We start from the raw sequence: 14,141 nt of genomic DNA, 5'->3' as shown, positions 1-14,141 counted from the left end.
AAGGCCCGTATTGTACGGGCCTTCGGCAGGGCTTTATGACGGCATATGCGTTACAATGATTCATTAAGCCAGTTGTTGAACGGGGCTTTAGGCATCGCTCCGCTTAACATATCGACCATTTTGCCTTCATTAAACACCATAATGGTCGGAATACTGCGGATACGGAACCGCGCGCTCAGTTCAGGTTCTGCTTCGGTATTAACCTTAATGAAACGGATTTTACCGGCGCGTTCCTGTGCCACATCTTCAAAAATTGGCGCGAAGTTAACGCAAGGGCCACACCACGGAGCCCAGAAGTCGATGACAACGGGCAAATCATCTTGCAGATATTTGTCCAGGGTTGCGGCGGTGGCGTGAACGACATCGCCTTCAAAAAGTGCGTGACCGCAGCGGCCGCATTTTGCGCCGTCGTCGATACGATCCTCAGGCAGGCGGTTGGTGGCCTGACAAGATGAACAAACCGTATTCATAAATAGCCTCTACATTGCTTAACGTGAGAAGGGTATCAACCACAAACCCGTTTTACCCTTAAAAGCGGTTAATAAAACGGCTGATATGTTGCTTGTATGTTGTAAGTATGAGGGCGATACCTCACCTGAACAACGTGGTTTATTCAATGAATACGATAGTTTTAAGCTTTTGGTCCAAAGCCTGTGGCTTAGCTCACAGACATCAGGTAATCTTCGCGCCCTGCGCGTAGGTGGAGAGAAAAATGAACGATTCATTCAGTGGCAAGAACGGCAAAGTCAAAGTGATGTACGTCCGTAGTGACGACGACGGCGATAACCGCAATAACGATAAACGTCCTTCCAACAATAAAGGACGTCCGGGCGATAAACCTCGCCAGGGTTCCCGTCCCGACGATGCCCGCCGCAATGAGCGTCGTAGCAGCGACTCCCGTGGTGATTCCCGCGGTCCGGCTCCGCGTCGTGGCGATGATCGCCCGCGTCGTCCGGCGCGTGATGACGACGGCCCGTACTCTTCGCCGTGGAAAACTGTTTCACGTCCGCCGGCAGATGAATCTGTTCCGGATCACGGGGGTATCAGCGGCAAAAGCTTTATCGATCCTGAGCAGCTGCGTCGTCAGCGTCAGGAAGAAACCCGCGTGTATGGCGAAAACGCCTGTAAGGCACTGTTCGCAAGCCGTCCGGACGCTATCGTCCGTGCGTGGTTTGTGCAATCCGTGACCCCGCGTTTCCGTGAAGCACTGCGCTGGATGGCGGCAAACCGCAAAGCCTACCATGTGGTTGAAGATGACGAACTGGCGAAAGCATCCGGTACCGAACACCACGGCGGCGTGTGTTTCCTGATCAAAAAACGTCAGGGTCTGGATGCAGAAACGTATCTGCAAACGGCTCCGGCGAAAGACTGCGTACTGGCGCTGGAAAACGTCGGCAACCCGCACAACCTCGGCGGTATCATGCGTTCTTGTGCGCATTTCGGTATCAACGGGATGATGGTTCAGGATCCGGCTCAGCTGGAATCTGGCGCCGCAGTCCGTACCGCTGAAGGCGGCGCGGAACACGTTAAAGCCATCAGTGCTGATAATTTCCTTGAAGTGCTGGAAACCTTCCGTAACGCGGGATACACCATCGTGACCACGTCGAGCCATAAAGGTACGGCGCTGGGCAAAGCGCAGTTACCGGCTAAAATGGTGCTGGTGCTGGGTGAAGAAAGTGATGGTTTGTCTGACAGCGCCTGGCAGCAGGGTGACCTGAGCGTGTCAATCGGCGGTACCGGTAAAGTGGAAAGCCTCAACGTTTCCGTGGCATCCGGTATTTTGCTGGCAGAATGGTGGCGTCAGAACCAGGCGTAATCGCCCGGTTTTAGCCATAAAAAAACGGACGCGTAATGCGTCCGTTTTGCTTTCTGACATTCAGGGAATACCTGGATCAGTGCGCGCCACCGGCTCCGCCACCGCTGGTGAACGGCGGACGGGCGAACCAGATTAAGATCAGCAGTACCAGGAATGCGCCACCGGATAACCAGAAAATCTCATTGGCAGAGATGATCAGTCCCTGATTAGTGATTTCCCGCGCTATCCAGCCAGAAGCCTGCTGATGGCTCATGCCCATCCCTTCCAGCTGCTGATAGGTTTGCGTTGCCGCCGGATTAAACGGCGTGATGTTTTCCGTCAATTGCGCGTGGTGCAGCGATTCACGGTTAGACCACATGGTGGTAGTGATCGACGTACCAATCGAGCCTGCCAGCGTACGGATAAAGTTCGACAAACTTGATGCTGCCGCCATGCGTTCAGGCGGTAAACCGGACAGAATAATGGTCGTCAGCGGCATAAAGAAGCAGCCGACGGCGAAGCCCTGAATAAACTGCGGCCACGCAGATGCGCCAAAATCCATCCCCGGTTCGAACGTATACGCACGCCAGAAGAAGCAGTAGGCATACATGATAAAGCTGAAGGTCACCAGCTTTCGCATGTCCAGACGGTGTGCAAAACGCCCGATAATCGGCGACATCAGAACCGGCAAAATCCCCACCGGCGCGGACGCCAGACCCGCCCAGGTGGCGGTATACCCATAGACCTCTTGCAATAGCTGCGGCAGCAACACAATTGCGCCGAAGTAGAGCATGTAGGCCAGGCTGATACACAGCACGCCAATGGTGAAGTTTCGCGATTTAAACAGTGACAGGTCGACTATCGGATGGTCGTCGGTCAGTTCCCAGACCACAAGGAAACAGAGCGCGACCACCGCCACGACCGCCAGCACGATAATTTCCGTCGAGTTAAACCAGTCGAGTTCTTTACCCCTGTCGAGCATCACCTGCAATGCGCCAATGCCCAGTACCAGCAGCACTAACCCCACACTGTCGATGGGCCTGATTTGCGTCGCGGTTTCGCGCCCCTTCAGCGTTCTCAGCGTCAGGAACACCACCGCAATGCCGATCGGCACGTTGATAAAGAAGATCCAACCCCAGTGGTAGTTATCACTGATATACCCGCCCAGGATCGGCCCGCAGATCGGGGCGACGATCACTGTCATCGACCAAAGCGCGAGCGCGGTACTTCGCTTGGCCGGCGGATAGTTATTCAGTAACAGACTTTGCGAAAGCGGGATCAGCGGACCTGCCACCACACCCTGCACCACACGGAAGAAGATCAGCATTTCCAGACTGGTGGACATACCGCACAGCCACGATGCAATCGCAAACAGCACCGTGGACCACAGGAAGAGTTTGACCTCGCCAATACGTTTTGCCAGCCAGCCGGTGATTGGGATCGAGATGGCGTTCGCCACCCCGAACGACGTGATAACCCAGGTGCCCTGTGAGTTCGAGGCACCCAGATTCCCGGCGATGGTCGGGATCGCCACGTTGGCGATCGTCGAGTCCAGCACCTGCATAAAGGTAGCCAAAGACAAAGCCACCGTCATCCAGGCCAGCGGGGCGCCTACCAGCGGTTTATTTGCCACGAAGGCCTCCGGAGATTTTAGCCTGCATTGGCATGGATAACGTCAGCAATGATGGCGTTGACCGGCGCCAGATCCAGCGTCAGCGCGCTGGTCTGATACAGCGGTTCGCTGCGGACTTTATTCGCCAGCACCAGACCATCACGGTTTTGAGTATCGACGGTCACCAGCGTGGATAAACCGATACGCAGCGGATGCTCAGCCACTTCCTGATCGTTAAGTTCGATACGTACCGGCAGACGCTGAACCACTTTGATCCAGTTGCCGGTGGCATTCTGCGCCGGTAACAGCGAGAACGCGCCGCCAGTGCCCATGTCCATACCGACGACTTTGCCGTGGTATTTCACGTCATCGCCGTACATGTCACTGACCACGGTTGCCACCTGACCAATACGCATATTCGCCAGCTGGGTTTCTTTAAAGTTGGCATCGACCCAGATGTGATGCGCCGGAACCACCGCCATCAGGGAGGTTGTCGGACTGATCTGCTGACCAATCTGTACGGCACGACGTGAGACAAAACCGTCAATCGGGCTGCGCACTTTGGTACGTTGCAGGGCAAGCCATGCGTCACGCACCTGAGCGGCGGCCTGCAGAACCTGCGGCTGCTTATCGACCGGCGTATCCAGAATCATCGCCTGATTGGCGTTGTATTGCTGAACGGCGACATCGTATTGCGCTTTCGCCGTATCGACTGCATCACGGGCGTGTTGCAGTTCTTCACGACCAATCGCATCGACATTACCCAGCACGATACGGCGTTTGAGGTCAGTCTGCGCCTGTTGCAGTTGGGTCTGACGCAGCGCGATATTGGCCTGATATTGTTTACCGTTGATGATCAACTGATGCGTCTGACGCACGCTGTTGGCCAGCGCCGTTTTAGAGCGTTCGAAAGCCTGCTCTGCATCGGTCGGATCGATAGTCACCAGCACGTCGCCTTTTTTTACAAAGTCGGTGCTGTCGAAATTGACGTCGGTCACACTGCCCGACACCTGCGCCATAATCTGAACCTGATTACCGGCCACATATGCATCGTCGGTAGACTGGAAATGACGTAACACCAGAAGCCAGTAGAACAGGTAGGCGATGGCGATAATAATGAAAATCCCGGTTAACAAGAGCATCGCGACTTTGCGCGTTTTTTTCTTATTTTTCGGAGCTTGCGTCGTTGCCTGAGTTTCGGCATTTGCGCTCATGGTCTTCTCCACACTGAGTCTTTTATTATGATTTTTGGTCCGCGACCGGGGCCTGATAGCCACCCCCAAGCGCACGGATGAGACTGATTTTTGACTGCATCAACTGACTGCTGGCGTTGAGTTGCGCCTGTTGTTGTTGCAGAAGCGCTGACTGGCTGCTTAACAGCTCATCCCGTCCGATGACGCCAGCGTTGTATCTTGCATCCGAAACGCGATACACCTCTTCCAGCGACTTAGCGGCAGAAGATGCCTGCTGCAATTGTTCCGCGCTGCTTTTCGAGACTGTAATGGCATCCGCAGTTTGCTGGATGGCGTTCAGGATGGTCTGGTTATACGACTCAACTGACTGGTCATATAACGCGGACTCTTCGCCCAGTTTGGAGCGCAGTGCACCGGCGTGGAAAATCGGCAGCGAAATGGCTGGCGCGATATTCCAGGCTTTACTGGCTGCTTCAAAAAGATTCGGGCTGGTGCCGCCGTAATTGGTGGTCGTCAGACCGCCGAAGGCACTGATGGAAAGGCTTGGATAAAATTCTTTTTTCGCGGCACTGACCCGCTGGGAATAGGACTCCACCAGATCACGCTGTGCGGCGATGTCCGGGCGTTTACCCAGTAAATCCAGCGTCAGTTCGGCTTTAGGTGCCAGCGCTTCTGCCGGTGGCAATGCCACGGCGTGGAGGCCATTCATCGCATCCGGACCACGTCCTGCCAGCGCAGAAAGCTGATGTCTCAGCTGTTCAGTTTGCGATTTCAGGTTGATGATCTGCTGTTTGGCACTGTCAGCCTGAGCCTGGGTTTGTTGCGGAATTTCAATGCCATAGACCCCAGCCTGATATTGCGCTTTCCGCAAATCTGCCAGACGCTGGTTGTTATCCACTTCATGTTGCAGAACATCTTGTAAGGCAAGATTGGCCTGCAACTGATAATAGGCTGACGCGACCGAACTGGTCAGCGTCAGAGCGGCTTCAGCCTGTTCAGCACGGGCGGAATCCACCTGTGCTTTTGCGGCATTCACCTGATTGCGGTATTTACCCCACCAGTCAAACTCATAGCTCAGATTCAGCCCGAGGCTGTTGCTGCTGTCGTAGATCGGCGCTTCAGGATAGCTGGTCAGGAACGGCGGGATCGTGTTTTTTGCGACACGTTCACGACGCGTAGAACCATTCAAATCCAGATACGGACCATTGGCGGCATCGGCTTCTCCCATCACGCTTTGTGCTTCGCGCACGCGAGCGGCGGCCTGACGTAATGACGGCGAGTTTTGCAACGTCGTGGTCATCAGGTTATCCAGTTGCGGGTCATTAAGACTGCGCCACCACTGAGGGCCGAGGGTCAGGGAACTGACTTTTGCCTGCTGCAGATGAAGCTGTTGCGTATCCAGCAGCGACGACTGAGGAGCAATATTATTACTGGAGGCACAGCCGGCCAAAATCAAAACGGCAAACAGCGGCGTAAGCCTCCAGCGAGCTTGGAGTGACATGTGTAGTTTACCTGAACAGAAATTTAGAATTGTTGTAGTGCTGTTGCATCCATCTGATCAAGGCGAGTTAACAGTTTGCGGGTCAGGGTTTCTAACTGCTTCTGCTCATCTGCGTCTAAAGTTGACCAGAGAAAATGCAGACTCTTGTGTTGAGGCGGCAGTAACTTCTGGATAAAGGCTTCCCCGTCAGGCGTCAGGTGCAAATGCAGGCACCGGCGGTCGTTATCGCTTTCACGGCGTTCAATCCATCCGCGTTTTTCCAGCTCATCCGCAATACGGGTGGCATTAGTACGGGAAGAACCCAGCGCAGAACTGAGCTCAGAAGGCTGAATGCTGTGACTTTCCTGCGCATCCAGGGTCAGTAACGCCATAAACAGCGTTTCATTAATCCCTTGTGCTTTCAGCATTTTATTGCGGTTTTCAAGCAATTTACTTTGCATGTGCATACACAGGCGGGTCAGCAGAATTTCCTGATAAGGGAAATCTTTTTGCTTTTTGGCCCGGAAATTTAACATGTTTTCAATTGGCGCGAACGAACTGTCCATATGAGAAGCCTCATTAGTTACAGATGACATAGTAACGATGGTAATTAATAATATCAATGTCATGAATCACCAATTCTTTAGCAATTAGTGTGATTCATAACTCCGGTGAATTATTCGATGTTTAAAGTATTCGGCAGAGTTTGCCCTGCGGTTACTCTGCAGTAAAAAAAGGTCTTCAGCCTGCGGCCATCAGCATCACCTTAAACACCAGCCCGTACGCCAGCGCACCGGTCAGTGTGGCAATAATGATACTTTTGGTTCGCCAGAAAATCAGCGCGAGAAGCACAAAACCGGCCAGCGAAGGCAGCAGCTTTTGATGATCACGCAAAATTTCAGGCGTGCTTGAAACCACCAGTAACGCGCAGATAGACGCGATACCGATGCTGTCGAGCACGCGGGACAGAGGGCCACTTTTTGGCCCGGATTTCTGCCTTGCGCCCATGCGCAAAGGCAAATACCGGAACAGGTAATTCACGGTGCCGACGAGCAGACAAACCAGAATGACATTAGTGCTCATCTGAGGTTATCTCCGTGGCAGAAGAGGATTGAGGGCGTTGCAGCAGGGCGGCAACGCACCCGGCGGCCAGACCGCAGCCGATAGCGGCGGGAATTGACCAGAACAGCAGTCCGCCCAGCGCGCCAGCCAGCGACGCGACAAACACCATAATTTGCTGGCGCCTGAACGCCGCGAGCAGAAAACTCAGAAACAGCGCCGGTAACATAAAGCCGAGTGCGGCTTCGACAGCCGGGAAATTTTCCAGTGGCCCGTTGCCAAATAACGCCCCCACAGCAGTGCCAAATACCCATGAAAGCCAGGAAGACAGCGCAATGCCGCACATCCAGTTTTCGCTCCAGCTGCGTTTATCACGGATAAGCCGGGCTGTGGCGGCGGCAAACACTTCGTCCGTCAGGCCAAATGCCCACAGCGCGGTTTTTTTGCCATTGAGTTTGCCCACCAGACGGTTACGCAGCGACGGCCCGTACAGCACATGTCGTACATCCATTGCCATCACGGTAAGGGCAGAAACCCACAAGGACATTCCGGCGCTGAGAAGCGCGGTGATCACAAACTGACTGGCGCCAGCGTAGATAAGAATGGAAAAAAGCAGACTTTCAGCTGGGGTGAATCCCAGTTTTACGGCGCTGAGGCCAAATGCAAAAGCGATGGGCAGATAGCCAATGACAATGGGCAGGCTGTCGGTTATACCTTGTGCGAATGTTGAAACACGGACGGGGTCGGGTGCTTCGAGATCTGGGTTGCTTTGCATGGGTGTTTAAAAGATTGTGAAACCGGATGAGTTCCGGCAAATAATTCATGGTGCAAACATTACCAGACTGTAAGTATTGTTAACACCCTTTGGTTCAAATAAATTTCCAATATGATTATTCGCAAGCTAATCAGGAGGGGTGATGGTTCCCTCCTGATGTAATTTCGTACGTTATTACGCCAGCTTGTATTTATATCCTTTCAGCCAGACCAGTAAATTCAGCACACACATGATGGTCCCTGCTGCTGACACTCCGTACCAGCCTGCGGCCTGATAGGCGGATGCGGACACCAGCGAGCCGACCGCACCCCCAATAAAGTACGTCGTCATGTATCCCGCGGTCAGGCGGTTACGTGCTTCCGGCATGGTTTTGTAGATGACACTTTGATTGGTGATGTGGACGCCCTGAACCGAAAGGTCCAAAACGATGATGCCGATAATCAGCGAAATCACCGAGTGCTGGCCCCAGGCAATCGCCGCCCAGGACAGCAATAGCAGAATCAGGCCCGCCGTGGTGGTCAGATGCGCTTTGCCCTTATCCGCCAGATGTCCCGCACGGGTAGCCGCCAGCGCACCCGCCGCGCCCACCAGCCCGAACAGTCCGATCACCGCTTCGGAATAGTGATACGCCGGGCCCGCCAGCAGGAACGCCATTGACGTCCACAAAATACTGAAGTTAGCGAAACAGAACATGCCGATCAGCGCGCGGGTGCGTAACACCGGCGTGTGGATGAACAGCGTGAAGATGGATTTAAGCAACTGCGGATAATTCAGATCCGTTTTCTGCTGGTGTTTCGGCAGCTTGCGCCACAAGACCAGCGCCATCACGATCATCAGTGCGCTCGCCACCCAGTAAACCGTGCGCCAGCCGCCCAGCGACGCCAGAGCACCGGCGACGGTACGTGCCAGCAAAATGCCCAGCAGCAGACCGGACATAATCAGCCCGACCACCTTACCACGACGCTCTGGTTCAGCCAGCGTAGCCGCCAGCGGCACCAGAATCTGCGCTACTACCGAGAACAGCCCGGTCAGTGCCGTTCCGACCAGCATGATGGTCAGCGTAGGCGCCATGGCTGTGAGCAGCAATCCTGCGGCGGAAAGCAGCGTCATCAGCACGATTAACCCGCGACGTTCGAACATATCGCCGAGCGGTACGATAAACATCAGCCCGCAGGCATAACCAAGTTGTGCCACGGTGACGATAAACCCAGCCTGATTGACTGAAAGATCAAATGCGCGTGCGATAGTTTCCAGCAGCGGCTGCGGGTAATAGTTACTGGCGACGGCGAGCCCGGTGGCGACTGCCATCAGAATAATCAGCGCCGGGCTGAGTGGTGAATGTGTGGTCGTTTTTTTCATAATGGAGATAACAGATCTTATTGAAGAAGCAGGGGAATGCGAAAAACGATTATCGTTTTGGTTGAAATATTAAACCAATGAATAGTTTTCATGGCAACTATTTGGTTTTGCAATAGCGCTTTTTATATATACGTCACCACAAAAAAAACGGGCGGAGATTTCTCCCCGCCCGCTGGCCTTACTGAATCTGATGTAATGTTATTTCGCTGCCGCAGCCGCTTCTTTTACCCAGCCGTCGAACTGTTCCTGGTGGGCTTTGATCCAGCCATCTGTCTGCGCGGAGATATCAGCATCTGAATTTTTACCCGCGTGCATGGCGGCGTTCTGCGCATTGATGTCTTTCAGTGGCAGTTTCATGATGGCGAACAGTTTTGCCGCCGCCGGGTTTTTCTCAGCCCAGGCTTTGTTCGCTACGATGTGCATGGTACTCACCGGGAAACCGTAGTTTTTGCCGTTTGGCAGTGTGGTATCGGCATTTTTATCACCCGGTACCACTGAGAACGGTACCTGCATCCACAGCACGTCTTTGCCCGGAACCAGCACATTGCTGACCCAGTACGGCGTCCAGGTGTAATAGAAGATCGGCTTACCTTCTTTGTAACGCGTGATGGTGTCGGCAATCATCGCGGAATAGTTACCCTGATTGTGGGTCACGGTATTTTCCAGTCCGTATGCTTTCAGCTGTTCATTCAGCGCGGCTTCACAACCCCAGCCCGGCGTACAACCGGTCAGATCGGCTTTACCGTCGCCGTTGGTATCAAACAGCTTGGCCAGTTTCGGATCCTTCAGCTGTTCAATATTGGTAATGTGGTATTTCTCAGCAGTTTTTTTATCGATCAGCCAGCCTTGTGCTGCGCCGGTCACGTAGGTGCCTTCGCGGTAAAAGACTTTGTCGCCACCGGCGGCTTTGTACATTTCATCATGCAGCGGTGACCAGTTGACGGCGGTGAAGGTCGCATCACCGGCAGCCAGCGTTGTGTAACCGACGTTGTAATCGACCTCACGGGTTGGCTGCACGTCATAGCCCAGTTTCTCCAGCGCCTTGCTTACCAGTTCGGTCTGAAAAGACTCCTCACTGATGGTGCTCTGGACTGGCGTCACACTGATGCCTTTACCCGGCAGATCGGCAGCGAATGTAGTGGCTGTTGCAAATGTGGTGAGGGCGGCAACCGCCCAGATTCCTGTCTTTTTCATAAATTCCTCGATTTTTATAATGCGTTATTTTGCTGCGGCAGCAGCTTCTTTAATCCAGCCATCGAAGGTCGCCTGATGCGCCTTGATCCAGCCATCAACGTGCTGCTGGATATCTTCTGATGAGGATTCACCTTCATGCATTCGCAGGTTCTGCGCGTTCACGTCGGCCAGTGGCAATTTCATGATGGCGAACAGTTTCGCGGCCGCCGGGTTTTTTTCAGCCCAGGCTTTGTTCGCCACAATGTGTTCGTTATTGACCGGGAAGCCATAGTTCTTGCCGTTAGGCAGGGTGGTATCCATGTCTTTCTGCGAACCCGGATTTGCCGAGAAAGGCACCGTCAGCCAGACCACGTCTTTGCCCGGTTTCATCTCGTTGCTGACCCAGTACGGTGTCCAGGTGAAATACAACACCGGTTTGCCGGATTTAAAGCGGGTGAGAGTGTCAGCGATAATCGCCGAATAGTTCCCCTCGTTTTGCGTCACGGTATCGCTCAGGCCGTAAGCTTTGATTTGGGTATTGATCACCTGACCGCAAACCCAGCCCGGATTACAGCCTGCCATATCGGCTTTACCGTCACCGTCAGCATCAAACAGTTTGGCGATTTTCGGGTCTTTCAGCTGGGATAAATCATGAATGTGGTATTTGTCGGCGGTTTTCTTGTCGATCAGATAACCCTGTGCCGCGCCGGTGATATAAGTGCCCTGACGGTAGAATTTCTGGTCGCCACCGGCTGCGTTATACATGTCTTTTTGCAGCGGCTCCCAGTTCACGGCCATGTAAGTGGAATCACCGCTGGCGATGGCGGTGTACGCCACGTTGTAATCTACTTCACCGGTTTGCTGAACGTCGTAGCCTAGTTTTTGCAATGCACGGTTAACCAGTTCGGTCTGGAAAGTTTCTTCTGCAATGGTGCTTTGCAACGGTTTGACGACCACGCCTTTGCCCGGTAAATCGGCAGCGAAAGCGGCAGGTGTCGCAATAGATAATGCGAGGATGAGTGTTTTAATGTGTGTCTTATTCTGAGTTGTGCGCATGGTGAACCCTTATTCTTTTCCTCTTCATCATTCAGGCAGCCTCTGCGTTGGCCGCCTTCATTCACCCCGGTCACTTACCAGTGTAAGCTCCCGGGGATTCATTCAGTTGCCGCCTTGATGCCGCCCGAATGATTTTGAGGATTGTTTATCAATACGTAAGAGTGGACTGCGTTGTTTTAGCTTTTGAGAGTTCCCGGCAGCGAACCGCCGGGAAAAATGCAGTGTGTGGATCAGGCTTTTTTGGTGAAAGGCTTCATCACCAGACCGACAGGACCGCGGGTGAACCAGCGGTGACCGCCTTTACTGCGGCTGTCGCGACCCATCGACTGGGTGAGGCGGTCGAGGATAATGGCGAGGATAACGATACCCGCACCACCGACCGATGCCAGACCCATGTCCAGACGACCGATACCGCGCAGAACCATCTGACCCAGACCACCCACGGCGATCATCGAGGCGATGACCACCATCGACAGCGCCAGCATCAGCGTCTGGTTAATCCCGGCCATGATGGTCGGCATCGCCAGCGGCAGCTGAACTTTAAACAACATCTGACGCGGGCTGGAACCAAATGATTTCGCGGCTTCGATCAGGTCTTCCGGCACCTGATTGATACCCAGAATGGTCAGACGCACGACAGGCGGCAAGGCAAAGATAATCGTCACCACGACGCCTGGTACGTTACCGATACCAAACAGCATGACGATCGGCACCAGATAAACGAACGCTGGTGTGGTCTGCATGGCATCCAGTAACGGCCTGATAATCTTGGCCGCCTTCTGGCTGCGCGCCAGCCATATTCCAAGCGGTAAACCTATCAGGATACAGAAGAACAGCGAGGTCAGAACCAGCGCCAGCGTCACCATTGCCTGTGACCAGGCACCGATCGCACCGATCAGCACCAGCGAAACCAGCGTGGCTGCACCCATACCCAAACCGGCCATCTGCCACGCAAGCAGGGCAAAGACCAGGATCGCAATCGGAGCGGGCAGAGATTCCAGACCGTGCTGGAAACCGCTCAGCACGAAATCGACCGGGACGCGGATCCCCTGGAAGACAGGGCGGAAGTTACCGACCAGCCAGTCGATCCCCTCAGTGACCCAGCGGTCGAGCGGGATCAGCGTGCTGTGAAACGGATCGAGAATATTAAAATGCTGATGCTGTTCAGGTGCGACGCTCAGCCAGTCGTTGGCCTGCGCGGCGGCATGATGGGTGGCATCCGGTGCGCTGGTCGCGGCATCGCTGCCACCGCCCCACGGATCACTGCTGCCCGCATCGGCTGGCGCTGCACTCGTCGCGGCGTCAGCTTGTGGTGCAATACCGCCACTGGCGTTATCGGCACTCCACGGATCGACGGACGGATCGAGAGCCTGTGCCTGAGCGGCCTGTGCGTGCTGTGTCATCGTGTTCGTTACGGTTGAAGTGCTCATTCGTTACCCCCTTCTTTGTCCAGAGCCTGAAGCAGCATGGCTTTGGAAATAATGCCGATATAGTTATTGTCCTCATTGATCACCGGTACGGCACAAGGCGCGGCGGCGACATGAGAAATCAGTTCGCTGAGCGGCATGTCTGCCTGCACGGCTGCCGGAGATTCCAGCAGGGCGCTTTCCAGCGACTGATTGGCTTTAAGCGCAGTTTTCAGGGATTCAATCGACACCACGCCGATGAATTTCTGTCCACGTTCAAGCACATAACCATATTCACGGTCTTCGTCTTCAAGCAGCTTAAGGGCGGCACGGGGACCAAAACCGGGGGTTTTACGAATAAGTGTGCCACGACGGCGGGCAATGTCTTTGGCACTGAAGACCTGACTGATATCGACACCGCGGAAGAAGGTGCGCACATAGTCGTTGGCCGGATTATTAAGAATGTCTTCCGGCGTGCCGACCTGCACCACTTCGCCGCCCTGCATAATGGCGATGCGGTCGCCGATGCGCATGGCTTCGTCGAGATCATGAGAAATAAACACAATGGTGCGCTGATGCTGAGCCTGAAGCTTCACCAGCTCATCCTGCATTTCAGTACGAATTAACGGATCGAGTGCCGAGAAGGCTTCATCCATCAGCAGAATGTCGGGATTATTGGCCATGGCGCGGGCTAAACCGACACGCTGGCGCATACCGCCCGACAGTTCATCAGGATAAGAGTTGGCATAGTTTTCCAGCCCGACCTGACGCAGGGCGTCAATCGCTTTGGCATTGCGCTCTTCGACCGGCACACCGGCCAGTTCCATACCAAACGCGGTGTTATTCAACACGGTCAGGTGTGGCATCAGCGCAAAGGACTGAAAGACCATACTGATTTTACTACGGCGCACCTGGCGCAATTTTGCTTCTGAGATTTTGGCGATATCTTCGCCGTCGATCAGGACTTCGCCACGGGTGGGCTCTATCAGACGATTGAGAAGGCGTACCATGGTGGATTTACCGGAACCGGATAACCCCATGATGACGAAAATCTCGCCTTCTTCAATGGCCAGACTGGCATTCTTAACGCCAAGTGAAAGACCGGTTTTCTCAAAAATTTCTTCTTTACCCTTGCCTGCATCAATCATCTTGAAAGCGCGATCCGGGTTTTCGCCAAATACCTTATAAAGATTCTTTACTTCGATTTTAATTGCCATGCAATGTGCATTCCTT

At 54.0% G+C, this 14,141-nt stretch carries 13 protein-coding genes; 1 reads left to right on the top strand and 12 read right to left on the bottom strand.

Annotated elements, in window-relative coordinates; all coding sequences use genetic code 11:
* Positions 1–50: 50 nt before the first annotated feature.
* Entirely contained in the window at positions 51–470 is a 420-nt protein-coding gene (gene trxC / locus CKQ54_RS21215) for a thioredoxin TrxC (protein ID WP_015695963.1), read from the bottom strand.
* A gap of 242 nt (positions 471–712) precedes the next feature.
* Between trxC and CKQ54_RS21210 the strand changes: the two genes are divergently transcribed.
* Complete coding sequence (locus tag CKQ54_RS21210) at positions 713–1,816, top strand: tRNA/rRNA methyltransferase (RefSeq protein WP_095923430.1); 1,104 nt, start codon at positions 713–715, stop codon at positions 1,814–1,816.
* A gap of 76 nt (positions 1,817–1,892) precedes the next feature.
* Here the strand turns inward: CKQ54_RS21210 and emrB are convergent, their stop codons facing one another.
* The 11 genes from emrB to proV all read right to left on the bottom strand — a co-directional run bounded on the left by emrB (position 1,893) and on the right by proV (position 14,125).
* Positions 1,893–3,428, bottom strand: a complete 1,536-nt coding sequence (gene emrB, locus CKQ54_RS21205) for a multidrug efflux MFS transporter permease subunit EmrB (RefSeq protein ID WP_113877526.1) — start codon at positions 3,426–3,428, stop codon at positions 1,893–1,895.
* 17 nt (positions 3,429–3,445) lie between these two features.
* Complete coding sequence (emrA, locus tag CKQ54_RS21200; protein ID WP_120163709.1) at positions 3,446–4,621, bottom strand: multidrug efflux MFS transporter periplasmic adaptor subunit EmrA; 1,176 nt, start codon at positions 4,619–4,621, stop codon at positions 3,446–3,448.
* 25 nt (positions 4,622–4,646) lie between these two features.
* Positions 4,647–6,101: an efflux transporter outer membrane subunit gene (locus CKQ54_RS21195; protein WP_120163710.1), complete on the bottom strand. Its 1,455-nt coding sequence runs from the start codon at positions 6,099–6,101 to the stop codon at positions 4,647–4,649.
* A gap of 23 nt (positions 6,102–6,124) precedes the next feature.
* The gene (gene mprA / locus CKQ54_RS21190; RefSeq protein ID WP_095923421.1) at positions 6,125–6,646 is read right to left on the bottom strand and encodes a transcriptional repressor MprA; all 522 of its coding nucleotides are present in this window, start codon (positions 6,644–6,646) and stop codon (positions 6,125–6,127) included.
* Positions 6,647–6,821: 175 nt separating this feature from the next.
* Positions 6,822–7,163 (bottom strand): L-valine transporter subunit YgaH, encoded by a 342-nt coding sequence (ygaH, locus tag CKQ54_RS21185; RefSeq protein ID WP_113877529.1) that lies wholly within the window; start codon positions 7,161–7,163, stop codon positions 6,822–6,824.
* Entirely contained in the window at positions 7,153–7,914 is a 762-nt protein-coding gene (locus CKQ54_RS21180; protein ID WP_120163711.1) for an AzlC family ABC transporter permease, read from the bottom strand. The genes ygaH and CKQ54_RS21180 overlap by 11 nt, the downstream gene beginning before the upstream one ends.
* Before the next feature lie 174 nt (positions 7,915–8,088).
* Entirely contained in the window at positions 8,089–9,273 is a 1,185-nt protein-coding gene (locus CKQ54_RS21175; protein ID WP_120163712.1) for an MFS transporter, read from the bottom strand.
* A 198-nt stretch (positions 9,274–9,471) separates the two neighbouring features.
* A complete protein-coding gene (gene proX / locus CKQ54_RS21170; RefSeq protein ID WP_112290456.1) occupies positions 9,472–10,467 on the bottom strand; it encodes a glycine betaine/L-proline ABC transporter substrate-binding protein ProX in 996 nt (331 codons plus the stop codon).
* A gap of 24 nt (positions 10,468–10,491) precedes the next feature.
* Complete coding sequence (gene proX / locus CKQ54_RS21165; RefSeq protein WP_120163713.1) at positions 10,492–11,502, bottom strand: glycine betaine/L-proline ABC transporter substrate-binding protein ProX; 1,011 nt, start codon at positions 11,500–11,502, stop codon at positions 10,492–10,494.
* A gap of 230 nt (positions 11,503–11,732) precedes the next feature.
* Positions 11,733–12,932, bottom strand: coding sequence for a glycine betaine/L-proline ABC transporter permease ProW (proW, locus tag CKQ54_RS21160; RefSeq protein ID WP_120163714.1), 1,200 nt, complete (start codon positions 12,930–12,932; stop codon positions 11,733–11,735).
* Positions 12,929–14,125, bottom strand: coding sequence for a glycine betaine/L-proline ABC transporter ATP-binding protein ProV (gene proV / locus CKQ54_RS21155; RefSeq protein ID WP_112290451.1), 1,197 nt, complete (start codon positions 14,123–14,125; stop codon positions 12,929–12,931). The genes proW and proV overlap by 4 nt, the downstream gene beginning before the upstream one ends.
* Positions 14,126–14,141: the final 16 nt, after the last annotated feature.

This window comes from Rahnella variigena (assembly GCF_003610915.1).
GTDB classification, from domain to species: domain Bacteria; phylum Pseudomonadota; class Gammaproteobacteria; order Enterobacterales; family Enterobacteriaceae; genus Rahnella; species Rahnella variigena.
Note: the sequence above shows the minus strand (reverse complement) of the source record. Positions and strands in the feature narration are given on the sequence as shown.